The sequence below is a fragment of the Anaerococcus vaginalis ATCC 51170 genome, from assembly GCF_000163295.1.
Lineage (GTDB): Bacteria > Bacillota > Clostridia > Tissierellales > Peptoniphilaceae > Anaerococcus > Anaerococcus vaginalis.
Window position 1 is genome coordinate 813635 of record NZ_GG700527.1, and the last position, 25646, is coordinate 839280.

The following is a 25646-nucleotide window of genomic DNA, read 5'->3' on the forward strand; positions in this document are numbered from 1 at the left end:
CTAAAAAATACTCAACCAATAAGAATTAGTCATTGATTGAGTATTTTTTTATAAATTCTAGCTTTGAAAAATTAATATTAATAGATAAGAATTTTTTTATATTTTTAAATTTGATAAAGGATTTTTGTTTACTGCCTTTTTCAAATCTTCATCATCCAAGTGGGTGTAAATTTGAGTAGTAGATACACTTTCGTGTCCTAATACATCTTTTAAGGCTCTTATATCCACGTTTCCATACTTATACATCAAAGTCGCTGCTGTATGTCTTAGTTTGTGAGTAGAATAGATTTTTGTATCAAAACCTGCTTTTTCTAAATATTTTTCAACAGTTGATTGAACAGCTCTGTTTGAAATTCTTTGTTTTCTAGTAGATATAAACAAAGCGTCAATTTTTTTGTCTTTTAAATATTTTTTCCTAATCTTTATATAATTTTTAATTAAATCTATGCAATTTTTAGTTAGGTATATAGTTCTTTCTTTATTACCTTTACCAATAATTGAAAAATGATCATCTTTAATATCTTTTAAATCCACACTAACAAGTTCGGAAAGACGCATGCCTGTTGTTAAAAAAGTGAAAACTATAGCCATATCTCTATTTTTTAGAAATTCATTTTTTTCTTGACTAACAATTTCAAGTAAGTGTTCTGTTTCGCTTAAAGTGAGGTAGACAGGTTGTCTTTTTTGAATTTTTGGATTTCTTAATTTTTCTGTTATATTATTATCAATAATTTCAATTTCTTGATGTAAATATTTATAAAAAGAACGCAAGGCAGAAATTTTTCTTGACCTTGTAGAAGTATTATCGTTTAATTCATTATCCAAATAAGATATATAAGAATACATATCCTGAATATTAATATCGTTAATAAAAGCTTGATTGAAAATTTTATTAGAATCAATATTTGATTTTTTTAAATCATAATCAAATTTTTCCTTATCATCAAAATAAACCTTTCTTAATATTTGATAAGAAATAAAATTAATAAGGTCGTAATGATATTCGCTAATAGTTTTTTCAGATAAGGCTCTAATAGATTTTAAGTAGGAAAGATAATCTTTTAAAATTAAAGGGGACTTTATTTTAGTCATAAAAAACTCCTAAATATTTCTTGCTAAGCTCATTATAGCAGAAAAAAATAAAAATATCAATCATTGCACAAAATAATAATTTTGTGCAATGATTTTAGAATTAAAAAGCCTATACACTAACAAAGTTTTTTAGTTCAAATATTTTAGTAAAAAACTTTTCAGATATAAAATTATATATAAAAACAGCAGCTTTATAGTTGACTCATAAATCATTACAACAAATTTTAAAAATATATTAAATTTCTAAAAAATCAGACGTCGTATTTTGCGTTTTAAGCGATTTTATATTTTTGCTAATACAATTCTACTCCTAAATAAATAATAAAAATCGAATTTTTATATTTTGAGTATTGATTTAATTTTAAATCGATTTAAACAATTCATTACAGTATAATTTGAAAAAATATATAAATAAAAAAATTGGATAAAGAATTTTTCTTTATCCAAAATTTAAATAATTATTTTCTTTTCTTAGATGCTATTAGAGCAAAACTTGCTGCAGAAAGTGTGGTTAAAATAGAACTTAGTGAACCTATTCCAGTTTTTACATTTTTTGAACTACTGTTGCTGTAAGTAGTATTTGTTGTTGCACTTACATTATTATCTGTAGTTTGTGATTTCTTTCTATTATTTATTGGGCTAGATTTTTTAGTTTCATTATTTTCTACATTATTATTTGCCTGAATATTTTCAACCGGTTTTTTTACTGCGTTAGCTGTTGAAGCTACAATAATATTTTTGCTATCGCTTGAAAGTTTTTTAGATTTAGTAGATGATGCAAGAATATTTTGTGGATTTGTAGTTGATTTAGTATCGGCAACTTTAACACTTGGTTTTTGTGTAGCTTTAGCAACTCTTTGACTTTGCTTGCTATTTGCGTTAGCCTTTTTGTCGGTTTTAATTGTACTTATATTTTTATTAGATGTATTAGATGCTAAAGTATTAGAGTTTTTCTTTGCGTTATTTGGTTTTGCAGCAGAATTATTAGCTCTTGTTGTATTTGAATTTAAATATTGATTAGCTAATGCAGATAAATTATTTCTAGTAATTACATTCAAAACAGCATCAACATAATTACTAGCTGTTGCATATCCAGCTTTTTTAATTAATCTTAGTTGTTCTTTATAATCTTTAGCTTTAGTAACACCAAAACTGCTATAATATCTACCACTTAGTAAGCTTAGGTATTGTCTAATACTTTGTTCGTAAGTATCAAATTTTCTAAACTCGTCTTTTATTTTTATATTTTTACCGTTAATTTCTTCGTTAGTTAGGTAAACGTGACCTTTACCTTTTCCTTTTTCAGAATTAGGAACTTTTACTCCAAATAAATTCTTACTATATTTTGCAAGTGTAGATTCTCCCCATCCTGATTCAAGGATAGCTTGTCCCATCATTACTTCCGGGAAAATATTATATTCTTTAGCAAGACTTGAATGGCTTGCAAGCATAGCAAGAAATTCTTTTCTATTATTGTAGTTATTTATATATTTTCCATTATTAGAAGATTTATTTTGGTAAGAAACAGCTTTAGGCGCAGCTTTTAATGCAGGACTTTTTACAGCAACCTTTTTAATTACAGGTGCTACTTGTAAAGCTTCATTAGAATTTTTTTCTTCTTTTTGCTCAATAACAGACTTTTCTTCTTTTATTAATTCTTTTTCAGAAGTTTCTATTTTATTATCAACAGCCTTATTTTCTTCAGCTTTTTCCCTAATAGGCTCTTCATCCTTTTTATCATTTATAGGATTTTCAGGTAAATTTTCTTTTACATTATCAATATTTTCTTCTTGAATATTGTCTTTTTCATCTACTATAAGCTTATCTTCATCAGTTTCTTCAGTTTCTTCTTTTACATCTTCAACATTTTCAACTTTTTCATTTTCATTTTTAGAATTTTCTATATTATTTTCTGAAACTTCAGGATTTTTAACTTCATTAAGATTTTCCTCCAAAGTTTCTTTTTCTGATTCTACAGTATTTGTTTGATCATCTTCTATATTATCTACAAGAGTTTGGATAGTTGAATTTTCCTCAGATTTATCTTCATTTTGATTATTTAAAACTTCTTCAATGTTTTTATCAGTGTTTTCAACTTCTTCATTTTTTTCTGATTCTTGTATAGATTCATTTTCCTTGATTTTGTCTTTTTCTTCTAAGTCAAGTTTTTTATCAACTATAACCTTTTCAACATTAGTGGATTCAAGATCTTTAGCAGAAGAATTAGAAAACAATCCACCACTAGCAAGTAATAAAACTAATGCTCCACTTGTAATTTTTGTTATATTCTTGTTACTATTTTGTTTCATTTAAAACTCCTTGTATTGTTATTACTATAATAATATATTGTTTTGTAATAATTGTCAATATTTAGTTTAAAATTCAATATATTTGTAATATTTTTAGAAAAAGTTTTGGATTTGTAATATATATTTAAAAGCAAATAAAAAGAGAGGATTTCTCCTCTCTTTAAATTTTATTTAGCATATTCTATTGCTTTTGATTCTCTAATTACATTAACTTTTATTTGACCAGGATATTCTAATTCATTTTCGATTTTTTGTGCAATCTCTCTAGCAATTACAACCATTTGATCATCTGATATTTTTTCAGGCTTTATCATTACCCTAAGTTCTCTTCCTGCTTGAACGGCGAAAGTTTTTTCTATACCATCAAATGAATTAGCAATTTCTTCTAAGTTTTCTAGTCTTTTAATATAATTTTCTAAGCTTTCTCTCCTTGCTCCAGGTCTTGCTGCTGAAATTGTATCTGATGCTTGTACTAGGATTGCAGCTATGCAATTAGCTTCTACATCTCCATGATGGGATTCAATACAATTAATTACATTTTTATTTTCGCCATATTTTTTGGCAGCTTCGACTCCTATTGATATATGAGTTCCTTCTACTTCATGATCTATGGCCTTTCCTAAATCATGTAATAGTCCTCCTCTTTTAGCATCTTTGTCGTCAAGTCCTAGTTCTTGAGCTAACATTCCAGCGATTTTTGCAACTTCTATGGAATGCTTTAAAACATTTTGTCCATAAGAAGTTCTAAATTTAAGTTTTCCTACAAGTCTTACAAGTTGAGGATGAAGATTGTGTATTCCCACTTCTTCAATTGCTCTTTGTCCATCTTCAATTATTCTTTGTTCAACTTCATCTTCTGCTTTCATTAGCATTTCTTCAATTCTTGATGGATTTATTCTTCCATCAAGTATTAATCTTTCCAATGCTACTTTAGCTATTTCTCTTCTGATTGGTTCGAATGCAGATATTACTACAGCTTCTGGTGTATCATCAATTATCATATCTGTTCCTGATAATTGTTCAAAAGCTCTGATATTTCTACCTTCTCTTCCAATTATGCGACCTTTCATTTCGTCGTTTGGCAATGATACTACTGTAACTGTGCTTTCTGCTACTTCATCAGCCGCATATCTTTGAATTGTTGTTGCTAGAATTTCTGAAGCTAATTTTTTACTTTCATTTTTTGTTTTTTCTTCAAACTCTTTAATGATTTTAGCTTGTTCATGAACAACATCATTCTTTAAGCTTTGAAGTAAAATATCTTTGGCCTCACTTGTTGTAAGTCCGGCAATATCTTGTAACTTCAACTCTTGTTCTTCGATAAGTTTCTCAATTCTGTCTTCTTTTTGTTTTAACTTTTTTTGGTCACTAGAGATTTCATCAGATTTCTTATCTAATAATAAGGATCTTTTGTCTAGACTCTCTTCCTTTTTTAAAAGATGACCTTCTTTTGTAGCAAGTTCATTATTTTTTTTGTTAATTTCTTGCTCGCTTTCTTTTTTGCGTTTAGAAATCTCATCTTTAGCACTTATTAGCGCATCTTTTTTTAGAGATTCGGCATCTCTATTTGCTTCATCAATAATTCTTGCAGATAATTCTTCTGCAGAAGAAATTTTTGATTCACCTATTTTTTTTCTACAAAGATAGCCTATAAAAAAAGCTAATATAATGAAGGCGACAGATAGAATAATTTGATTAAAATTCATTTTATCACCTCCTGTAATTAGGATTTTCATCCTATAAATAATTATATCATAAATCTATATTTATACGAAAAAGTTTTTCTAAATTTATTTTTCTTTCATTTGCTTTAGATACATTTTTTTGTATTCTCCATTATTTTGAATTAATTGTTCGTGATTACCGCTTTCTAATATTTTGCCGTGTGATAGGACAATAATTTTATCTACATTTTTTATTGTTGATAATCTATGAGCAACTATAAAAGTTGTTCTGTCTTTTTTTAATTCATTTATGCCTTCTTGAATTATTTTTTCGGTTTCCGTATCTATATTTGATGTCGCTTCATCTAAAATTAAAATTTTAGGATCTCTTATATAAGCTCTTGCAAAAGATATGAGTTGTTTTTCTCCTTGGCTTAAATTAGATCCATTTTCTAAAACTTTGCTGTCAATGCCACGTTTTAATAATTTTTGTCCACCAACCTTTTTTAATGATTCTATAACTTCTCTATCTGTAAAATCTTCTCCCAAGCTAATATTATCTTTTATGCTAGCCTTAAATAAAAAAGCATCTTGCAAAACAACTGCCATATCTTTTCTCAATAAATCTCTATTTATTTTATTAATGTTGGTATTTCCTATATATATTTTTCCTTTTCTTGGGGAATAAAAATTTAAAAGCAGATTTATCAAAGTTGATTTGCCCGAACCTGTTTGCCCAACAAAAGCAACAGATGTTCCGTTTTTAACTTCAAATGAAATTCCTTTTATTACGTCTTCATTATCATAAGAAAAATAAATATCATCAAAATTAATGTCATTTTCTAAATTTATTTTTTTATTTTCTAATTTTTCCATCGATTTCATTTCTAAAAGTTCAAAAATGTGATTTGCTGAGCTTAGAGCATCCTCGACATCTCCAAATCTCATAATTATTGTATTGATATTGTTGAAGATTTTAGTTGTATAGTCTATTGCCATATATAAAGAACCTATTGTTACAAAATATATATTTGTAATTGAGCCAATTCCAAAATAAATAAGCACGATTATTATAGCTAAAAATTGAATAATATCCATAGCTCTATAACCTGAATAAGATCTTAATTTGGATAATTTAATATTCAAATCGTATATTTTTCTATTTATCTTATCAAATTTTTTGAAAATATAATTTTCTCTATTAAAAACTTGAATGATTTCCATATTTTGAATATATTCATTAATTTTTGCATTAACATCTGCTGTATAGATTTTTATATCTTTTGTATATGCATAAGTTTTATTTAAATAAGTTTTAAATATCAAATACACAATGGGCATGAGTATCAAAAGCATTAAAGCTGCTATTGTATCAGTAAATAAAAGTGTTATATATAGACCAATAATTAATATTAAGGAATTTATAATATCAGAAAACAATAGTTGAAACATTGTTTTTAATTTATTTGTATCATTGGTTATTCTTGATGCGATTTTTCCTGATGGAAGATTATCAAAATAGGAAATTGGAAAAGTTGATACCTTATCATAAACATCTTTTTGTACTTTTGATGCAATTTTATTAGCTGCAATTTGAAAATTAACTCTAGACCTGTTTAATAAAATTCCTGACAATATAAAAACGATAAAATATATAAATAATAGTATTGCAATTTTTTTGTAGCTTTGTGGTGTAAGCTTAGATTTTAATACATCATTTATTATAAAAGCAATAATCATAGGTCCGATTATTTCAAGTATAGTTCGAAAAAAAGAAAAAATAAATCCAATAAGCAAAGACTTTTTTTCATCTAATGCGTAAGTTTTTAATTTATTATAATTTTTCTTTTCATTTGCCTTAATCATACATATCACCTAAAATTTGATTTTCATATTGTTTTTTATACCATTTGTCATTTTTCATTAGCTCATAATGGTTTCCTTTTTCAACAATTTTTCCATCTTCTAAAACAATAATTTCATCACAATTTTGCACTTGGCTTATCCTATGAGCTACTATAATTGTTGTTTTATTACTCCTATATTTATTTAAATTCGTAATAATATTTTTTTCGGTATTAGCATCAACAGCACTCATAGCATCATCTAGAATTAAAATTTCTGGATTTTTTAATACAGCCCTAGCAATAGACAATCTTTGTTTTTGTCCACCTGATAACGAAACTCCTTTTTCTCCAGTAATAGTTTCAAGACCTTCAGGAAAATCAGCTATATCTTTTTTAAAATCTGCTATTTCTATTGCCAAATTCAACTCTTCTTCACTTGCATCTTCTTTTGCAAATAATATATTATTTCTTAATGTATCTGAAAAAATCATATTTTCTTGTGGAACATACCCAAGATTTTCCTTAAAACTTTTAAAAGAAATATCTGATGAAATATCATCATTAAAATATATATCAGATTTATCAACCTTATATAAGTCTAAAATTTGTTTAATCAGGGTAGTTTTGCCTGATGAAGTTTTTCCTAAAATTCCCAAAGATTTAGAATTTTTTATAGATAAGTTTATTTCGTTTAATATATTTTCTTTTGAACTTGGATATTTAAAATTATGATTATCAAATTTTATATCCAATGGTAAATTGACGCTTTTTTTATTATCTGTATTTTTTATTTCCTCTTTATAATTTAAAGTTTCATCTATCCTATCCATAGCAGCGCTTGCTTGCTCTTTTAAATTTATAAAATCTCCTAGCGCATACATTGGCCAAACTAGCATATTTAAATAATAGGTAAAAGAAACAATTTGACCTATAGAAATTTTTCCTAAACTCATTAAATATGAGCCAAATCCTATTGCTATAATAAAAGTAAGTGAAGTTATAATTCTTTCTACAGGAGCTAAAAGTGCTTGATATTTTGCAAGAATTATATTGTTTGTAGCTAATTCATCAGCATTTTTATAAAATATTTTCCTCCTATTTTCAACTATATTGAAAACCCTAATAAGCCTTATACCTTCTGCATCTTCCAAAACACTATCATTTAACCTATCAAAGGATTGATTTACTTTTTTTGACTTATCGTAAATCTTATCCCCTATTTTAAAATAGATAATAGCAATAAAAGGTAGTGGTAAAATAGAAAGCAAAGTAAGTCTTAAATCGATAGTAAAAATCATAACCAAAATTATACTAAAAGGAAGAATTGTAGCATCTATTAGTGCTAAAGTTCCATAACCTGCCATTATTGATATTTGGGAAATATCATTGGTAGATTTTCCCATAAGAGATCCTGTAGAATTTTTTTCGAAAAATTCTTGAGATTGGTTTAAAAATTTTCTCATTAACTTATTTCTTGCTAAATATTCTATGCTTCCACTAGCCTTAAAAACATTATAAGACCAACCCATAGCCAAAAAATATTTTAAAATAACCACAAATATAGTAAAGGATATAATTTTAATAAAATTATTTAAATCAATTGAATTGTTGTATATTAAATCAATTAATTTTCCAATAATATATGGCAAAAATAGTGAAACAATATCACTTAATAATAAAAATATAACTCCTATAATATAATATTTTTTATAATACTTAATAAACCATTTAAATTTTTTGTACATACTACCTCTTAAAATTAAAGAGCTGCTAATTTTAAAATATTTGTTAATAATTTAAAATTAAATAACAGCCCTTTTATTATTTATTATGTTTATGTTTTATAATCTTAGCTGGAGCTCCTACTGCAGTACAATCATCTGGCACATCATCTAAAACTACAGAATTTGCACCAATTTTACAAAAATTACCTATGGTGATATTTCCCAATAAAATTGCACCTGCTCCAATTAAAACATTATTACCAACAGTTGGATGTCTTTTTACTCTTGCATTTTTCAAACCACCTAAGGTAACGCCATGATACATTAATACATCATCGCCAACTTCAGCAGTTTCTCCGATTACAACACCCATTCCATGATCTATATAGCATCTTCTTCCAATCTTAGCACCAGGATGGATTTCAATGCCAGTTTCTGTTCTAGCTTTTTGACTAATCTCATTTGCCTTAGAAAATTCTCCTTGTAAATATAATTTGTGTGCCTCAAAATGAGCTAATAAAGCTTTAATTCCCGGAGAAAATCTCAAAGCATCTTCTGCCTTAGTTAAAGCAGGATCTTTCTCCAAAGCCGCCTTAACTAATTCATCTTTATATTCTTCAAAAGTCATATTAATCTACATTATATAATTCTGTTGATAAATATCTTTCGCCTGTATCTGGCAAAACAGTAACAATCTTTTTACCTTCGCCTAGTTTGTCAGCAATTTCTATTGCACCACATACATTAGCTCCTGAAGAAATTCCAACAGCTAAAGCTTCATTTTTGGCTAAATATCTAGACATTTTTATAGCATCATCGCCTTTAATATCAACAATGCCATCTATTAAATCAAAATCTAAATTCTTAGGAATAAAGTTTCCACCTATTCCTTGAATTTTATGACCTGATGCTTTACCGCCTGATAATAAAGGACTTTCTGCTGGCTCAATTGCAAAAATCTTTACATTTTCATTATTTTCTTTTAATCTTTTGCCAACTCCTGTTACAGTTCCACCAGTTCCAACTCCAGCAATAAAAGCATCTGGAGATATTTCATTTAAAATTTCTACACCAGTTGTTTCGTAATGAGCCTTTATATTAGCAGGATTTGAGAATTGGTCTGGCATAAAATATCCATCTTTTTTTGATAATTCTATAGCCTTATCAACCGAACCTTGAAGACCATTTTCTGTTGTCCTTATTACTTCAGCTCCGTATGCCTCAGCAAGTTTTGATCGTTCTATACTCATTGAGCTTGGCATAGTTAATATACATTTATATCCTTTTGCAGCAGCAAGGGCGGCAAGAGCAACGCCTGTATTTCCGCTTGTTGGCTCTACGATAGTATCTCCTTTTTTAAGTTTGCCACTTTTTTCTGCTTCTTCTATCATATACAAAGCTATTCTATCTTTGATAGAGCCTGCTATATTATTTTTTTCAACTTTTACATAAATATCTGCTCTGCCTTCTTTTTTTAAGGAATCTAATTTTAATAATGGAGTATTTCCAATTATTTCTTTTGCGTTATTATAGATTTTCATTTATTCTCCTTTCAAATTTTTTTATAATAATTTAAAATTTAAAAATCATTTAATTTTTTCAATTGTTAATATTATATAGTAAAAAAATAATCTTTCAATCGATTAAGAAAAAATCATAGTAAATTACTATGGATTCTTTGTAAAAAAAGAAAGCCAAAAGGCTTTCTCTATAATTTAATTATTAAGCATTCATTTGGCTTTGAACTTCTTTAGCGAAATCTTCTTCTTTTTTCTCTAAACCTTCGCCAACTTCAAATCTAGCAAATCTTCTGATTTTGATGTTTTCTCCTACATTATTTGCAGTATCTCTTAGATATTGTTCTATTGTAAGATCTGGATTTTTGATATATTGTTGATCCATTAAGCATACATCTTTGAAATATTTTTTAAGTCTACCTTCAACTTTTTTGTGAGCAATCATCTCTTTTTTGTCTTCAGGCATATTTGGATTAGCTTCATTCATAGCTTGTTTAATTAATATTTCTTTTTGTTCTGCTACATCTTTTTCATCAGCGTCTTCTTCTGAAATGTATAGTGGATTTAAAGCAGCTATATGCATAGCTATATTTTTTGCAAATTCTTTAACTGTGTCTGTATTTGCTGAAAAATCTGTTTCAGTATTGATTTCAACTATTACACCAATTTTATCGTTGTGAATGTATGAACCAATAATTCCTTCAGCAGCAATTCTATCAGCTTTTTTATCTAAAGTAGCTTGTCCTTTTTCTTTTAATAGCTTTATAGCATCATCTATATTACCATCAGTTTCAGTTAAAGCTTTTTTACAATCCATCATTCCAGCGCCAGTTTTTTCTCTTAATTCTTTTACTAATTTTGCACTTACTGCCATGATATCCTCCTAATTATTCCTCAATAGATTCTTCTTGATCGTCTTCTTCTAAATCTTCTGCTTCTGTTTCTTCTTCATCACTTTCTTCAAAGTCTTCTTCGCTTACTGCGAATTCACTACCTTGATTTCCTTCTATTACAGCATCAGCCATTAAAGAAGTAATAAGTTTTACAGCTCTTATAGCATCGTCATTTCCAGGAATAGCAATATCTACTACATCTGGATCACAGTTTGTATCTACAATTGAAATAACTGGAATACCTAAGATTCTAGCTTCGTGAACTGCTATTTGTTCATTTGATGGATCTACAACAAATAATACATCTGGTAAATCTTCCATATCTTTGATTCCACCAAGATTTTTTTCTAATTTATCCATTTCTTTGTTGTATTGTAGAACTTCTTTTTTTGGTAAAAGATCAAATGTTCCATCTTCTTCCATTGTTTCATATTTTTTAAGTTTGTTTACACTATTTCTAATTGTGTTAAAGTTTGTCAACATACCACCTAACCATCTGTTAGATACATAATATTGACCACATCTTTTAGCTTCTTGTTCAATTGAATCTTGAGCTTGTTTTTTTGTTCCTACAAATAAAACTGTTCCACCTTCACTAGCAATATCTCTAATTGTTTCGTAAGCTTTTTCAATTTGATTTGCAGTTTTTGCTAAATCTATAATATAGATTCCATTTCTTTCTGTGAAGATGAATTTTTTCATTTTTGGGTTCCATCTTCTTGTTTGGTGTCCAAAATGTACACCAGCTTCTAATAATTTTTTCATTGATACTATTGACATATATCTTACCTCCGTTTATTTTCTTCCATCCTTTTCTTCTAGATTTTAAACTAATTAAATTAGCAACGTAAATCTATCCAAAGATGTGCATAGTACTTATGTAATATACCATAAATTATAATATATTACAAGTTTATTCGAACATTGCTTCAACAAATGATTTAGAATCAAATTTTTCTAAATTATTTATTCCTTCTCCTACACCAATATACTTAACAGGTACTTCAAGTTCAACTTGTAATGGGAAAATCACACCGCCTTTTGCAGTTCCATCTAGTTTGGTTAAAATCAATCCTGTAATATCGCAAACATTTTTAAACTCCCTAAGCTGACTTATCGCATTTTGTCCTGTAGTTGCATCCAAAACTAATAAATTTTCTCTATTAGCATTATTAGCATGAGTTGAAATTGTTCTATTTATTTTTTCTAATTCATTCATAAGATTTTTTTTGTTGTGAAGTCTTCCTGCTGTGTCACAAATCAAGACATCAGACTTATTTGCTTTTGCTGCTTGAATTGCATCAAAAATTACTGCTGATGGATCTGAACCTTCTTTGTGAGCAATCATTTGTGTATTTGATTGTTTTGCCCACAAATCAAGTTGCTCAATTGCTGCTGCCCTAAATGTATCGGCAGCTGCTAAAGTCACTTTGTATCCATCTTTTTTCAAGTTATTTGCAAGTTTTCCTATAGTAGTTGTTTTACCAACTCCATTAACCCCTATAACTAAAATTACTGTTAGCTTATCTTTTGAAATATTTAAATTATTTTCAAGATTTTTTTCATCTAATTTTTTTTCCATAATTTCTTTTAGCAAAGGAAAAATTTCATCAGCATTTTTAACTGATTTTTCTTTAATTTCATATTTTAATTGGTCAACTATTTCAATGGTAGATTTCATACCAATATCTGCTGATATTAAAATTTCTTCTAATTCATCATATAAGTCATCATCAATTTTTACATTTGCTGTAAATAAGTTTTTAAGTTTTGAGGAAAATTGCTCTCTTGTTTTTGATAAACCCTTTGATAATTTAGTAAAAAATCCTAATTCTTCTTCGGTATCATCATTTTGTAATTGTTTAAAATTTTCATTTTGAAAATTTTCTTCTATAGTTGTAGTTTCTTCAAATCCGCTTTCTTGTATTTTTTCATTTTCTTCGCTTTTTTCTAAATTATTTTCATCTGATAGATTTTTTTTGCTATTTTCTTCTTCATCATTCTTTTTTTTCTTAAAAAAATCAAACATTTTTTCTCCTTAATTTATATCACTTGGATTTAGTGCAATCAGTATGCTTGTGTCTTTGCTTTTACTTATAAAGTAATTTTTAAGTCTTGTAAGAAAATCAGATATTTTTTCTAATTTTTTCTCATTCGTTTTAATAATTATATTATATCTATATTTATTATTTATACGAGAAATTTTGCATGGATTTGGCCCTATTATTTTAACATCCAAATCTTTTTCATATTCTAAATCAAGATAATATTTTATTTTTTTTGATATGTCTATGCATTTTATTCTCGACTTGTTTAATACTTTAATAGTAATCAAATTTACAAATGGTGGATAATCGAAAGCTTTTCTTGCTTCTATCTCATATTTATAAAATCTTTCATAATCATTTTTACTTGCTGCATTTATTACAAAATTATCTGGTCTATAGGTTTGTATTATCACTTCACCTTTTTTATCTGATCTTCCTGCTCTTCCTGAAACTTGGGTTAATAGTTCAAAACTTGTTTCGTAAGCTGTGTAATCATTAATATTTAAAGATAAATCAGCACTAATAATTCCAACTAAGGTTACATTTTCAAAATCAAGACCTTTTGCTATCATTTGTGTCCCAATAAGAATATCAACTTTATTTTCTTTCATATTCTTATACATTTTTTCATAAGTTTTTTTATTTTTTGCTGTCATTGAATCCATTCTTATGATATTTGCTTTTGGAAATAATGCTTTAATTTCTTCTTCCAATTTTTCAGTCCCAGCACCAAATTCTTTAATTTTATTTGAGCCACAAGAAGGACAAATATGAGGTTGGTTTTTTGTTCTTCCACAATAATGACATACTAATTTGGATACATTTTTGTGGTAGGTCATAGAAACATCACATGCTTCACACTTTATCACGTATCCACACTGCCTGCAGAAAGTAAAAGAATTATGTCCTATTTTATTCAAAAATAAAATTGTTTGTTCTTTATTTTTTAGTTTTTCTTTAATTTTTTCATATAGTAAAGAGCTTATCATTGAATAATTTGAACTTTTCAATTCTTCTCTCATATCAACAATATTTACTTTTGGAAGTTTTCCATTTACTCTATTTTTTAATTCAAGTAATTTATAGTCTCCATCTAGAGCTTTAGTCATAGTTTTAATAGATGGAGTGGCTGATGCAAATATTAAAGTTGCCTTGTTGTATTTTTTTCTAAATAAGGCCAACTCATCAGTATGAAATTTTGGATCTTGGGAAGAAATATAACTTTTGTCGTGTTCTTCATCAATTATAATTAGACCAAGATTTTTAAATGGAGCAAAAATTGCACTTCTTGCGCCTACAACGATTTTAACTTCTCCATTTTTAATCATTCTCCACTGTTGAAATCTTTCTTTTTGACTTAGTCTTGAGTGCATTATAGCAATTTTTTGTTTAAATCTTCCTTGAAATCTTTCTATAGTTTGGGGAGTTAATGATATTTCCGGAACAAGAATTATTGAATCTTTTCCTTTTTTTAAATTTTCTTCTACAATTTGTAAAAAAACTTCAGTTTTTCCACTGCCAGTAACCCCTTTTAATAAATAAGAATCATTAGGATTTTTTATAATTTTATTAAAGGCTTGACCTTGCTCGTTATTTAATGAAAATTTGCCATAATTTTTTATTTCTTTAACCAAAAATTCATTTACTTCTATTTTTTCAATTTTTACAATATTTTTTTTAACAAGAGAATCTAAAGAACTTTTACTTGAGCTTGTCTTACTTAATACATCTTTATAATCTGAATTTTTATTATTTTTGAGATAATTAATAATTTCTATTTGTTTTTTGGCATTTTTTGGAATTTTGATTTCCTTATAATTTTCAGATAGACTAAGTAAGTATTTATAATTAATATTTTGATTTGAATTAATGTCAAAATAAGAATCTATTAGTTTATCTTTTTTATATTTTCTTAAAGTATCTATATCTAACCCATAATTATTAATTAAATCTTCCAAAGATTTTTTTTCTTTTAAAATTTTATATAGCTTATCCTTTTTATCTAAATTTTTTGTTTTATAAAAATATTCTTTGATTTCTTTAATATTTCCAGGTGGTAAGACTTGTTTTATACAAGCTCTTAAAGGAGAAAGATACCTTTTATTCATAAAAAAAGCTAAATTAATTAATTCATCATCTACGAGATTTTTTGAATCAATAATATCTACAATATCTTTTATTTCAAAGTTTTCATTCAAATTTTCCACTATATCGTAAACAAAGGCAATAGTATTCTTATTGCCTTTGCCAAATGGGACAATAACCCTCATCCCTTTTTTTATTTTATTTTTAAATTTATCAGGTATGTGATAAGTAAAAGATTTATCCAAAAATCTACTTTTACTATCAAGTATTACATAACAATACAAATTATCACCTAAACCAAAAGATCCAAAATTTTATTAGCTAATTCTTTTTTTGTCATTATATCAAGTTTTTCAACCTTATCCTTTGAAAGAATTGATGCAATATTTGTATCTACATCAAAACCTGCACCCTTCTTTTTCAAATCATTGGCTATAATATAATCGGCTTTTTTTGACTCCAATTTTATTTTTGCATTTTTTATAAGGTCATCTGTTTCTGCAGCAAAACCAATTAAAACTTGTTTATCTTTTTTATTTCCAAAATATTTTAATATATCAATATTTTCAATCAATTCTAGATTTAAATTATCGCCATTTTTTTTAATTTTTTTATCGCTTACTTCTCTAACTTTATAATCTGTAGGAGCAGCTGACATAATTAAGGCATCGCAATCATCAAATTCTTTATCAATTGCTTCTTTTAATTCTAAATTAGTTCTAATATTAATTTTATCAATTCCATTTGTCTTAATAGGATTTACGGGACCAGATACTAATTTAACATCAGCGCCTCTTTTAAAAGCTTCTATGGCTATATTATATCCCATTTTACCACTGGATTTATTTGTTATAAATCTTACATAATCAATTGGCTCTACAGTTGGTCCAGCAGAAACAATAATTTTTTTCCCTTTTAAATCTTTTTTTGTAAAATAATAATCAAGGTATCTTACAATATTTACAGGTTCTTCCATTCTTCCATCTCCTCTTGTATCGCAAGCAAGAAGTCCTGAATTTGGATTAATTATATGTACTCCTCTTTCTTTAATTGTTTTAAGATTATTTTGAGTTGCCTTATTATTTAACATATTTGTATTCATAGTAGGAGCTACAATTATGTCTTTATCACAAGCTAAAAGTGAGGCTGTAAGCATATTATCTGCAATGCCATAAGTCATTTTAGCAAGCGTATTTGCACTTAATGGCGCAACCAAAAAAACATCTGCCCATTTTGGAAGCTCAATGTGATGAACCTTCTCATGACTTCCTTCAAACATATCAGAATAGACAAGACATTTTCCCATAGTTTCAAAAGACAAAGGACTAACAAATTCACAAGCAGCCTTTGTCATAATAATTTTTAAGTTTGCTCCTTCTTTTTTTAATCTTGAGCAAAGATCTAAAACTTTATAAGCGGCTATTCCCCCACTAACACCTAGGAGAATATTTTTACCCTTAATCATTTTTTTCTACTTTTCCTTCCATTATTTCATGTAAAGCTTGAGTTACAGGTTTATCTTCTACTTCTTTAGTCAATAAATCTGAACCATTTACAATTCTTCTTGCTCTTTTTGCAGCCATCATGCAAATTTCGTACCTACTTGAACTTATTTCTGATAATTCTTTAAAAGATGGATTATTCATATTTACTCCTTTTCAAAATCTATTTCTTCTCTAAAAACTTTATGTTTTTCTGCATTAATAATTTCATTTACTAAATTTATAGCAGAATTCAAATGATCATTTACAACCAAGTAATCATAATCTTTTATATATGATAATTCTTTTCTTGCATTATGCATCCTTAGGTTGATGTCACTTTCAGTTTCAGTTCCTCTATTAACAATTCTATTTTTTAGTTCGCTAAGGCTAGGAGGCGCCAGAAAAATATAAACTCCATTATCAATATTTTTCTTAACATTTAATGCTCCTTGAACATCTATTTCTAAAATTACTATCTTACCTTCATTGATTTTTTCTTCGACAAAGTCTTTAGGTGTACCGTAATAATTATCGTGAACTTTAGCATATTCCAAAAATTTATCTTCTTCAATCATTTTTTCAAATTCTTCATGACTCTTAAAAAAATAGCTTACTCCTTCTATTTCCCCAGGTCTTTGTTTCCTAGTAGTCACAGAAACTGAATAAACTAAGTTTTTTTGTGTATTCATAAGGTCATGCAATACTGTTCCTTTACCTACACCTGAAGGTCCAGATATTACTAATAAAAATCCTTTTTTCATCGTGCCTCCTTATTACTACTATTTTACATTATGCAAAAATTTAGTTCAAGTATATTATTCTGATATAATATAAATATAAAAATTAAAGAGGTGATTTAATGAGTTATGATGGTTTAGTAACAAAAGCCATAACTTTTGAAATAAAAAAATTATTGCTTGGAGGAAAAATCCAAAAAATCAGCCAACCTTCCAAAAATGATATTGTTTTAAATATATATTCGGTTGGAAAAAGCTACAAATTATTATTAAGCGCAAATAATAATGAGGCAAGAGTTCATATTACGGAAAAAAAATATGAAAATCCTATAAGTCCACCAAATTTTTGTATGGTTTTAAGAAAATATTTAAATCAAAGTAAAATTGTTGAAATTGAACAATACAAAATGGATAGGGTCATTATTTTTCATATATCTTCAGTTGATGAAATGGGTTTTGATATTTCAAATAAATTAATAGTAGAAATAATGGGAAAATATTCCAATATAATACTAACAGATGAAAATTATAAAATAATAGATTCGATTAAAAGAGTAAATTTTAAAATGTCATCAGTTAGAGAAATCTTGCCAAGTCTAGAATATAAATTTATAGAAAGCAATAAAATTAACATTTTAGAATCAGATTTTTCACTTGATATTTTAAAATTAGATAAAAACATAGCAGATAATCAAAATCCAGAAAAACTTTTATATGAAAATTATTTAGGATTCTCCCCTACAATTTCTAAAGAGTTAATATACAAATCAAATATTGATCCTAGAATAAATTGGGGACTTGTAAGTGAAGATGAAAAACAATTGCTTAATGATAATCTATATGAACTTAGAAATTCATTAATTAATAATACCTACAGCCCAGTTTTATATAAAAATAGTAGAAAATATAAGGAATTTTATTCCTTTGATTTATCTGGTCTTGGGTTTGAAAAAATATTATGCAATTCTATGAGTAATGCTATTGAAAATTTTTATGAATCAAACAAATCCAATGATAGACTTAGACAAATTAAAAATAATTTATTAAGAAAAATAAATAGCCAAATTAAATTAGTTAATAAAAAAATAGATATTTTAAATAAAAATCTAAGCAAAGAAAAAAATATGGATTCTATAAGAATGAAAGGCGATTTACTAGCAGCAAATGTAAATAAATTAAACAAAGGCTATAAAGAAATAATTTTAAAAGATTTTTATAATAACAATAAAGATATAAAAATAAGCCTAGACTCTAGAAAAAATCCATGGGAGAATGTTGATAGTTACTATAAAAGATACAAAAAAATTAAAAATTCCATAGATTTTGCAAAAGATGATCTTCCAAAGCAAAATGACTTATTAGAGTATTTAAATCAAGTATCTGATTTTGTTGAAAGAAGCGAGAGCATAAGTGATTTAGATGAGATAAAAGAAGAACTAATTGAAAATAAAATAATTAAAAATACGAGTAGAAATAAGAAAAAAACTAAAGCCAAATCAAAACCTATGCAGTTTAAAACTGTGGATAATAGTAATATATATGTTGGAAAAAATTCAAGACAAAATGACTATATTACTTTAAAACTTGCAAATAAAAATGATTATTTTTTCCACGTAAGAAATGCTCCAGGAAGTCACGTTATTTTAAAAACCAATTTATTAAATGAAAATGATATAAAAATAGCCTCCTATCTTGCTGCATCAAACTCATCACAAGCTAAATCAAATAAAGTTGACGTTGACTACACAGAAAAAAAGAATGTGAACAAGGCAAAGGGAGCTAAACCTGGTATGGTTTATTATGAAAATTTCAAAACGGTAACCGTAAATATGGATGAGAATCCAAAAAACTTATATGAAAAAATAAAATAAATTAAAAAGCCCAGAAAAAAATCTGGGCTTTTAACATATAAAATTGAATTATTATTTATTGTTAACTGCTTCTTTAAGAGTTTTACCAGCTTTAAATACTGGAGCTTTTGAAGCTGGGATTTTGATAACTTCATCAGGTTTTCTAGGATTTCTTCCTTCTCTAGCTTTTCTGTCTCTAGTTTCAAAAGTACCAAATCCTACAAGTTGAACTTTTTCTTCTTTTTTAAGAGATTCTGTTACAGTTTCGATGAAAGCATTTAATGCTCTTTCAGCTTCTACTTTTTTAAGTCCACTTTTTTCTGAGATATTAACTAATAATTCTGATTTATTCATATATCCTCCTTATAAATCAATCTTAATCTATTCTGCTTAACTCTAAGTAAGATTATACATATATATTTTATTTATTTCAAGCGTTTTTCAAATAAAAAGCTTGATATTTGAATTTTTTATAAGATTTTTCAAATAATTATTATATTCGTTTCTTAAATATAATTCTTTTGCATCAAGCAAAAGACTTTTTTTGTTATTATTTATTGAATTAACCATTAAAATTATGTATGAATCTTTGTATTTGAATACATTACTTATTTCGCTTGCCTTGGTTAGTGATGATTCTTTAAGCAAATTATCATCATTATAAACGAACTCAGACCTATAAATATCATAATTTCTAACTTTATTTTTAAGATGATTTTTAAAATCATCAGAATTTTTAATATTAGACCTTATTTTTATAGCTTCTTTTTTATCATCAAAAATCAAGCAATCATACTTATATTTTTTATGGAGATTTTTATTATCTTCATAATATTTTAAAATTTTAGAATCTTTAACCTTATTATTGTTTAAAAAATAATCATAGTGTTTTTTTCTAATTGAATCTTGATATGAAATTTCTTCAAATTCATCTTCTGTAACACCAAATGACTTTACATTTTCAATTAGTGAATCCTTTGATGAAATTTCTTGGCTTATTTTATCGATTATTTCTTGAGAATCATTTTTTGTTACTTTGATTCCGTTTTTTTTCAAATCATTAAGCATAGCTTGATCCATAATCAAAGAATCTAAAAGTTCAGATTCTAATTTTTTATAATTAGAATCTCCCTTTTTAGATTTAGAATCTAAGAATTTATCCCCATATTTTTTTAAATAAAATTTTTGATAATAACTTAATTCTTTTTCAAATAATTCTTTGCTTATTCCTTCATCATTAACAACAGCTACATACTTGTCCTTATCAAATTTTTTTGAACAAGAACTTAGTAAAATTAAAGAAATACTAATTATTGCTATTGGAATTTTCTTTATTATTTTCATCTTTTTTATTATCAGATGTTTTTGATTCTTTTTTTGTTTCCTTCTTTTGAGGACCATCTTCTGTTACTACTTTTGCTTTGTTAAATAGGTCTGTTAGGTAATCAGAATATTTTTTATCATTTAAAGTTTTAGAAATTTCATCTTTTAATGCTTCTGGAGAATCTTTTTTATCTGTAACTTTTATTATATGGTATCCATAAGAAGTTTTAACAGGATCAGAAACTTCATCTTTTTTCATAGAAAAAGCTTTATCTGCAAATTCTTTAACCATTTTATCTTTAGTAAAGTATCCTAAATCTCCACCTTTTTCTGCATTAGCAGTATCTTTTGAATATTCTTTTGCAAGTTTTGCAAAATCTTCTCCATTATCTAGTTTTTCTTTTACTTGTTTTGCTGTTGCTTCATCAGCTACTAAAATATGGCTTGCTTTAACTTGAGATAGAGTATCTTTGTTTTCTTCGTAATATTTTTTAATTTGTTTTTCATCTACTGGATTTTTTTCTTCAAACCAAGCTCTGTGTTTTTGATAAATTTCATCTTTTTTAATTGTTTCTTTAAATTTATCACTGCTCATATTATAATCTTCAAGCATTTTATCAAATTTTTCTTGTCCACCAAATTGTTGAACATATTGTAAAAATTTGTCATCAAGAGCTTTATCATCAACTTTTACATTATTTTTTTTCATATCATCTGCTATAAGTTTGTCTTGAACTAGCATTTGAACAATTGAAGGTTTTAATTGTTGTCTGCTTGCAAGCATTGCAGAATAAAAACTCATTTCATCTTTATAAGAATCTTTTGTGATTTTTTCGCCACCAACTAATGCTACTGCATCATCTGGTAATTTTTCTCCTTTTGCACTTTCTGAAGTTTGAGTTTCATTTGATCCGTTGTCTTTTTTGTCTTTTGCTCCATCATTAGCACAAGCACTTAATGCAAAACTTGTTGCTAAAACTAAGGCTATAAGTCTTTTGTTCATTTTTTCTCCTTAACATTTTTAATAACTTTTAATAATTCGTAACAGTCTAACAGTTTTGTATTTTTATTTGGTAATTTAAAAGCTGGATTTTGTGAAAGGTCAAATGAAAGTTCTCCGTGATAATTTTCATTAATTTGAGATAATTGCTCAAAAGTAAATTTATTTCTATCGTCATAAGATATTATTATTTCATTTTTTACTTCTCTAATTTCATCAAAACCTAATTTATCAGCAAGGGATTTTACCAATGATACGTACATTATATTGTCAACCATTAATGGAATATCTCCATACCTATCAATCAAATCTTCAACAAGAAAACTATAGTCTTCCAAAGTTTCAATTCTTGATATTCTAGTGTACATTTCTATTTTTTGTCCTTGATCTTCTATATAAGATTCTGGAATATAAGCATCCACTTTCAAGTCAATATATACGTCATTTAAATCGCTAGATTTAAATTCTTTTCCGCTTGCTTTATTAACAGCTTGTTGCAAGAATTTAACATATAAGTCATATCCAATAGCTTCTACTTGCCCACTTTGGCTTTCACCTAAAATATTTCCTGCGCCCCTAAGTTCTAAATCTCTCATAGCAATTTTATAACCACTGCCAAAGTCAGAAAAATCTTTAATTGATTTTAATCTTTTTTCACCTATTTCAGTTAAAACTTTTCCTTTGGCATAAGTAAAATAAGCATAAGAAGACCTAGATGATCGACCTATTCGTCCTTTCAATTGATAAAGTTGACTAAGTCCCATCATGTCAGAATCATAAACTATAATTGTGTTTACATTTTGTATATCCATACCAGTTTCAATGATTGTTGTGGCAAGAAGTATATCAATATCCCCATTCACAAAATCTTCCATTATTTTTTCAAGATTTTTTGCAGACATTTGCCCATGAGCGATAGCAATATTTGCATCTGGTATTAATTCAACAAGTTCATTGTAAATTTTTTCGATATTATAAACTCTATTATAGACAAAATATACTTGCCCATCCCTATCAAGCTCTTTTTCGATAGCTCTTTTTATAATTGATGAATCATATTCTAATACGTAAGTATTTACAGGAAGTCTTCTTTCTGGAGGTTCATCCAAAGTTGACATATCCCTTATCCCAGTTAATGATAATTGTAAGGTTCTTGGAATTGGCGTAGCAGACAAAGTTAAAACATCAATATTTTCTTTTAATTTTTTTAGTTTGTCTTTATGTCTTACACCAAATCTTTGCTCTTCATCTATAATTAACAAGCCAAGATTTTTAAATTTTATATCATTTGATAGTAACCTATGAGTTCCTACAATAATATCAATTTTACCTGATTTTAAATTTTTTATATTTTTATCTTGTTCTTTTTTACTTACAAATCTAGATAATAAAGCACACTCGACAGGATAATCTTTAAACCTTTCTTTCATTGTAGAATAATGTTGACTTGCAAGAATTGTAGTTGGTACTAAAAAACAAACTTGATAGCCGTCCATTATTGCTTTAAATGCAGCTCTTAAAGCTACTTCAGTTTTTCCATAACCAACATCTCCACAAAGAAGTCTATCCATTGGTTTGATATTTTCCATATCATCTTTAATTTCATTAATAGATCTTACTTGGCTATCCGTTTCTTCATAAATAAAAGAATCTTCAAATTCTTTTTGCCAAGTTGTATCTTCACTAAAAGCATGTCCCTTGGCTTTTGATCTTTTTGCGTAAAGTTCTACCAAATCATCTGCTATTTCATCTACAGCTTTTTTTGCTCTTTGTTTAGCTTTTTTCCATTGATTACTTCCAAGTGATGAAATTTTTGGCTTGTCCCCTTTGTTACCAATATATTTACTAACTAAACCCATTTGGTCAACAGGAACAAATACTTTATCATTTCCCTTGTATTCAATTACAAAATAATCTTTTTTGGTATTATTTACTTCAATTTTAGATATTCCTTTATATATACCAATACCATTATTTTCATGAACTACATAATCGCCAATTTCTATATCAGAATAATTAATTATATCTTTAGCGCTTACTTGTTTCTTTCTTGTTTTTTTATTCTTAAATTTATCTTTACCAAAAATATCCCTATGAGAATATACATTTATTTTTTTGTCAGTGAAAATATAACCTCTTGATAAAGAATTTTCAGTTAAGATTATATTAGTATTATTTAAATCAGAATCTAGACCAATAGAAAAATTTCCAATATTATTTTCATTAAAAATTTCTTTTATACTTTCTAGAGATTTTTTATCAGATGCAAAAATAATAGCTTTTTCATTATTTTTAATTAAAGAATTAATATTAAAAATGAAATTTTCAATATTTTTATTAAAATTTTCTTGCTCAATAGATTTTAATTCAATAATTTTTTTTGCTTTTATTATATTATTGTTTTTTAATAAACTTGAAGAATTTATTATAGGATAAGATTTGATATTAGTAAAAATTTTATTTATATCTATTTTAATATTTTTAAATGATGGAAATATTTCCTCATTTTCTAACTGATTTGTAAAATCTAGATCTGATTTTTCCTTATCTTGTGAAAAATTGTCAATTGACCTATTTAAATCTTGAAAAAGAAATATTGAATCTTTATCTAAATAATCAAAAAAGTCATCAAAATTTTCATTTCTATAGGGAGTAATTAAATCTTCATTTGCGATATATAAACTATCACTGAGATAAGAAATTATTTGGTTATATTTATCTTTTAATTTTGTAAAATTACTTGAATCTGATATATTTTTTATATCTTTTTTTATTAATTCAATTATTTTCTGATAATCATTTTTATCATAAATTAACTCTTTTGTTGGTCTAATTATTATTTCATCAATATTTTCAAGAGATCTTTGAGTGTCTTTATCAAAAAATCTCATTGAATCTATTTCTGTATCAAATAATTCTATTCTTATAGGATTATCATATTCTATAGGCCAAAAATCTATTATTGAGCCTCTAATAGAAAATTCTCCTTTTGACTCAACTAATTTTGTAAAATCATAATTTAATTCTATAAAAGATTTTTTTACCTCTCTTAAATCTAATTCACTATCAATATCAATTTTAAATGACTTATCTTTAAAAATTTTTCTTGGAGTTAATTTATTTCTTAATGCATCTAAAGTAGTAGTAATTATAAATTTATCCTGATTAATAAGCTTTGTTAAAACTTCAATTCGATTTATTTCATTATTATTTTCTAAATTTTTAATATTATAGTAGTTGATTTCAGTTGATGGAAAATACATACAAGAATCATCTTGCAAAGAATTAATATCTTCACACATTAACTTTGCTTTTTTTTCATTCTCGCAAATAATAATTAATGTTTTCCCAGTATAAGTAAATAGAGTTTGAAAAATATGAGCTTTGCTCTCATCAGTTAGTCCATGTAAAAATATTGGAGATAATTTTTTATAATTTCCAATTATTTCATTAACTTGACTAATATTATAAATTTCATTAATAAGGCTATTCATTATCTTCAACTAGCCTTTTTGAATTAAACATACTCATGGTTTTTTCTATACCTTCTTCTAAAATCATCTCTATAGCATCGCTTGCAAACTTTACTTCTTCTTCAATGATTTTAACTTCTTGTTTTGAAAATCCACTTAATACAAAATTAGCCAAATCCATATATGAAGGTTTCTTTCCAACTGCAACTTTTATTCTTGGAAAATCATCAAATTCTAGATTGTAAATAATTGACTTCATTCCATTATGAGTTCCAGCTGAACCTTTTTTTCTTATTCTAATACTTCCAAAATCAATATCTATATCATCATAAATAACTATGAGTTTATCATGGTCAAAATCAAAATATTTATATATTTCTCTAATAGCTTCTCCTGAATTATTCATATAAGTTTGAGGCTTTACAAGCATAACTTTTTGGCCAGAAATTACTCCCTGGCCAATTAAAGATTTAAATTTAATTTTTCTTACATCAATACTATATTTTCTAGCTAAATAATCAATAGTTATAAAGCCAGCGTTATGTCTTGTGTTCTCATACTGTATACCAGGATTACCCAAGCCTACAATATAATACATTT

20 protein-coding genes are annotated in these 25646 nt (G+C 26.4%); 1 reads left to right on the forward strand and 19 read right to left on the reverse strand.

The genetic code is table 11. From position 1 onward, the window contains the following. Positions 1-96: 96 nt before the first annotated feature. The 14 genes from HMPREF0078_RS03900 to gmk all read right to left on the reverse strand — a co-directional run bounded on the left by HMPREF0078_RS03900 (position 97) and on the right by gmk (position 17424). Positions 97-1092 (reverse strand): tyrosine recombinase XerC, encoded by a 996-nt coding sequence (locus HMPREF0078_RS03900; protein ID WP_004838814.1) that lies wholly within the window; start codon positions 1090-1092, stop codon positions 97-99. A 458-nt stretch (positions 1093-1550) separates the two neighbouring features. Further along, positions 1551-3401 (reverse strand): glycoside hydrolase family 73 protein, encoded by a 1851-nt coding sequence (locus HMPREF0078_RS08890; RefSeq protein WP_004838815.1) that lies wholly within the window; start codon positions 3399-3401, stop codon positions 1551-1553. Positions 3402-3568: 167 nt separating this feature from the next. After that, positions 3569-5107, reverse strand: coding sequence for a ribonuclease Y (gene rny, locus HMPREF0078_RS03910; RefSeq protein ID WP_039920506.1), 1539 nt, complete (start codon positions 5105-5107; stop codon positions 3569-3571). An 84-nt stretch (positions 5108-5191) separates the two neighbouring features. Continuing rightward, positions 5192-6931, reverse strand: coding sequence for an ABC transporter ATP-binding protein (locus tag HMPREF0078_RS03915; RefSeq protein WP_004838817.1), 1740 nt, complete (start codon positions 6929-6931; stop codon positions 5192-5194). Beyond that, positions 6924-8657 carry an ABC transporter ATP-binding protein gene (locus tag HMPREF0078_RS03920; RefSeq protein ID WP_004838818.1) on the reverse strand — a complete coding sequence of 578 codons (1734 nt, stop codon included), beginning with the start codon at positions 8655-8657 and terminating at the stop codon, positions 6924-6926. The genes HMPREF0078_RS03915 and HMPREF0078_RS03920 overlap by 8 nt, the downstream gene beginning before the upstream one ends. A gap of 76 nt (positions 8658-8733) precedes the next feature. Beyond that, the gene (epsC, locus tag HMPREF0078_RS03925) at positions 8734-9264 is read right to left on the reverse strand and encodes a serine O-acetyltransferase EpsC (protein WP_004838819.1); all 531 of its coding nucleotides are present in this window, start codon (positions 9262-9264) and stop codon (positions 8734-8736) included. Between the two features lies 1 nt (position 9265). Continuing rightward, positions 9266-10177 (reverse strand): cysteine synthase A, encoded by a 912-nt coding sequence (gene cysK, locus HMPREF0078_RS03930; protein WP_004838820.1) that lies wholly within the window; start codon positions 10175-10177, stop codon positions 9266-9268. Between the two features lie 181 nt (positions 10178-10358). Continuing rightward, positions 10359-11030, reverse strand: coding sequence for a translation elongation factor Ts (gene tsf / locus HMPREF0078_RS03935; RefSeq protein WP_180362997.1), 672 nt, complete (start codon positions 11028-11030; stop codon positions 10359-10361). A gap of 10 nt (positions 11031-11040) precedes the next feature. Continuing rightward, entirely contained in the window at positions 11041-11826 is a 786-nt protein-coding gene (gene rpsB, locus HMPREF0078_RS03940; protein ID WP_039920507.1) for a 30S ribosomal protein S2, read from the reverse strand. Positions 11827-11959: 133 nt separating this feature from the next. Beyond that, the gene (gene ftsY / locus HMPREF0078_RS03945) at positions 11960-13075 is read right to left on the reverse strand and encodes a signal recognition particle-docking protein FtsY (RefSeq protein ID WP_004838823.1); all 1116 of its coding nucleotides are present in this window, start codon (positions 13073-13075) and stop codon (positions 11960-11962) included. A gap of 9 nt (positions 13076-13084) precedes the next feature. After that, complete coding sequence (priA, locus tag HMPREF0078_RS03950) at positions 13085-15463, reverse strand: primosomal protein N' (RefSeq protein WP_039920508.1); 2379 nt, start codon at positions 15461-15463, stop codon at positions 13085-13087. An 8-nt stretch (positions 15464-15471) separates the two neighbouring features. Next, positions 15472-16644: a bifunctional phosphopantothenoylcysteine decarboxylase/phosphopantothenate--cysteine ligase CoaBC gene (gene coaBC / locus HMPREF0078_RS03955; RefSeq protein ID WP_004838825.1), complete on the reverse strand. Its 1173-nt coding sequence runs from the start codon at positions 16642-16644 to the stop codon at positions 15472-15474. After that, positions 16637-16825, reverse strand: coding sequence for a DNA-directed RNA polymerase subunit omega (gene rpoZ, locus HMPREF0078_RS03960; protein WP_004838826.1), 189 nt, complete (start codon positions 16823-16825; stop codon positions 16637-16639). Before rpoZ ends, coaBC begins: the two co-directional genes overlap by 8 nt. 2 nt (positions 16826-16827) lie before the next feature. Further along, the gene (gene gmk, locus HMPREF0078_RS03965; RefSeq protein WP_004838827.1) at positions 16828-17424 is read right to left on the reverse strand and encodes a guanylate kinase; all 597 of its coding nucleotides are present in this window, start codon (positions 17422-17424) and stop codon (positions 16828-16830) included. Between the two features lie 98 nt (positions 17425-17522). Between gmk and HMPREF0078_RS03970 the strand changes: the two genes are divergently transcribed. Then, on the forward strand, positions 17523-19271 hold the full coding sequence (locus HMPREF0078_RS03970; protein WP_004838828.1) for an Rqc2 family fibronectin-binding protein: 1749 nt from the start codon (positions 17523-17525) through the stop codon (positions 19269-19271). 51 nt (positions 19272-19322) lie between these two features. On the opposite strand, the gene HMPREF0078_RS03975 is transcribed toward HMPREF0078_RS03970, so the two are convergent. From HMPREF0078_RS03975 to pth, 5 genes are all read right to left on the reverse strand, one after another. Beyond that, positions 19323-19604 (reverse strand): HU family DNA-binding protein, encoded by a 282-nt coding sequence (locus tag HMPREF0078_RS03975; RefSeq protein WP_004838829.1) that lies wholly within the window; start codon positions 19602-19604, stop codon positions 19323-19325. A gap of 87 nt (positions 19605-19691) precedes the next feature. Further along, positions 19692-20594: a SurA N-terminal domain-containing protein gene (locus HMPREF0078_RS03980; protein WP_004838830.1), complete on the reverse strand. Its 903-nt coding sequence runs from the start codon at positions 20592-20594 to the stop codon at positions 19692-19694. Beyond that, the gene (locus HMPREF0078_RS03985; protein ID WP_004838831.1) at positions 20557-21576 is read right to left on the reverse strand and encodes a peptidylprolyl isomerase; all 1020 of its coding nucleotides are present in this window, start codon (positions 21574-21576) and stop codon (positions 20557-20559) included. The genes HMPREF0078_RS03980 and HMPREF0078_RS03985 overlap by 38 nt, the downstream gene beginning before the upstream one ends. Further along, the gene (mfd, locus tag HMPREF0078_RS03990) at positions 21573-25067 is read right to left on the reverse strand and encodes a transcription-repair coupling factor (RefSeq protein WP_004838832.1); all 3495 of its coding nucleotides are present in this window, start codon (positions 25065-25067) and stop codon (positions 21573-21575) included. The genes HMPREF0078_RS03985 and mfd overlap by 4 nt, the downstream gene beginning before the upstream one ends. Beyond that, positions 25060-25644 (reverse strand): aminoacyl-tRNA hydrolase, encoded by a 585-nt coding sequence (gene pth, locus HMPREF0078_RS03995; RefSeq protein WP_004838833.1) that lies wholly within the window; start codon positions 25642-25644, stop codon positions 25060-25062. Before pth ends, mfd begins: the two co-directional genes overlap by 8 nt. Positions 25645-25646 lie beyond the last annotated feature (2 nt).

Coding starts and splice junctions, on each gene's coding strand:
- HMPREF0078_RS03900 (WP_004838814.1), bottom strand. CDS start 1,092: ATGACTAAAATAAAGTCCCCTTTAATTTTAAAAGATTATCTTTCCTAC.
- HMPREF0078_RS08890 (WP_004838815.1), bottom strand. CDS start 3,401: ATGAAACAAAATAGTAACAAGAATATAACAAAAATTACAAGTGGAGCA.
- rny (WP_039920506.1), bottom strand. CDS start 5,107: ATGAATTTTAATCAAATTATTCTATCTGTCGCCTTCATTATATTAGCT.
- HMPREF0078_RS03915 (WP_004838817.1), bottom strand. CDS start 6,931: ATGATTAAGGCAAATGAAAAGAAAAATTATAATAAATTAAAAACTTAC.
- HMPREF0078_RS03920 (WP_004838818.1), bottom strand. CDS start 8,657: ATGTACAAAAAATTTAAATGGTTTATTAAGTATTATAAAAAATATTAT.
- epsC (WP_004838819.1), bottom strand. CDS start 9,264: ATGACTTTTGAAGAATATAAAGATGAATTAGTTAAGGCGGCTTTGGAG.
- cysK (WP_004838820.1), bottom strand. CDS start 10,177: ATGAAAATCTATAATAACGCAAAAGAAATAATTGGAAATACTCCATTA.
- rpsB (WP_039920507.1), bottom strand. CDS start 11,826: ATGTCAATAGTATCAATGAAAAAATTATTAGAAGCTGGTGTACATTTT.
- ftsY (WP_004838823.1), bottom strand. CDS start 13,075: ATGTTTGATTTTTTTAAGAAAAAAAAGAATGATGAAGAAGAAAATAGC.
- coaBC (WP_004838825.1), bottom strand. CDS start 16,644: ATGATTAAGGGTAAAAATATTCTCCTAGGTGTTAGTGGGGGAATAGCC.
- rpoZ (WP_004838826.1), bottom strand. CDS start 16,825: ATGAATAATCCATCTTTTAAAGAATTATCAGAAATAAGTTCAAGTAGG.
- gmk (WP_004838827.1), bottom strand. CDS start 17,424: ATGAAAAAAGGATTTTTATTAGTAATATCTGGACCTTCAGGTGTAGGT.
- HMPREF0078_RS03970 (WP_004838828.1), top strand. CDS start 17,523: ATGAGTTATGATGGTTTAGTAACAAAAGCCATAACTTTTGAAATAAAA.
- HMPREF0078_RS03975 (WP_004838829.1), bottom strand. CDS start 19,604: ATGAATAAATCAGAATTATTAGTTAATATCTCAGAAAAAAGTGGACTT.
- HMPREF0078_RS03980 (WP_004838830.1), bottom strand. CDS start 20,594: ATGAAAATAATAAAGAAAATTCCAATAGCAATAATTAGTATTTCTTTA.
- HMPREF0078_RS03985 (WP_004838831.1), bottom strand. CDS start 21,576: ATGAACAAAAGACTTATAGCCTTAGTTTTAGCAACAAGTTTTGCATTA.
- mfd (WP_004838832.1), bottom strand. CDS start 25,067: ATGAATAGCCTTATTAATGAAATTTATAATATTAGTCAAGTTAATGAA.
- pth (WP_004838833.1), bottom strand. CDS start 25,644: ATGTATTATATTGTAGGCTTGGGTAATCCTGGTATACAGTATGAGAAC.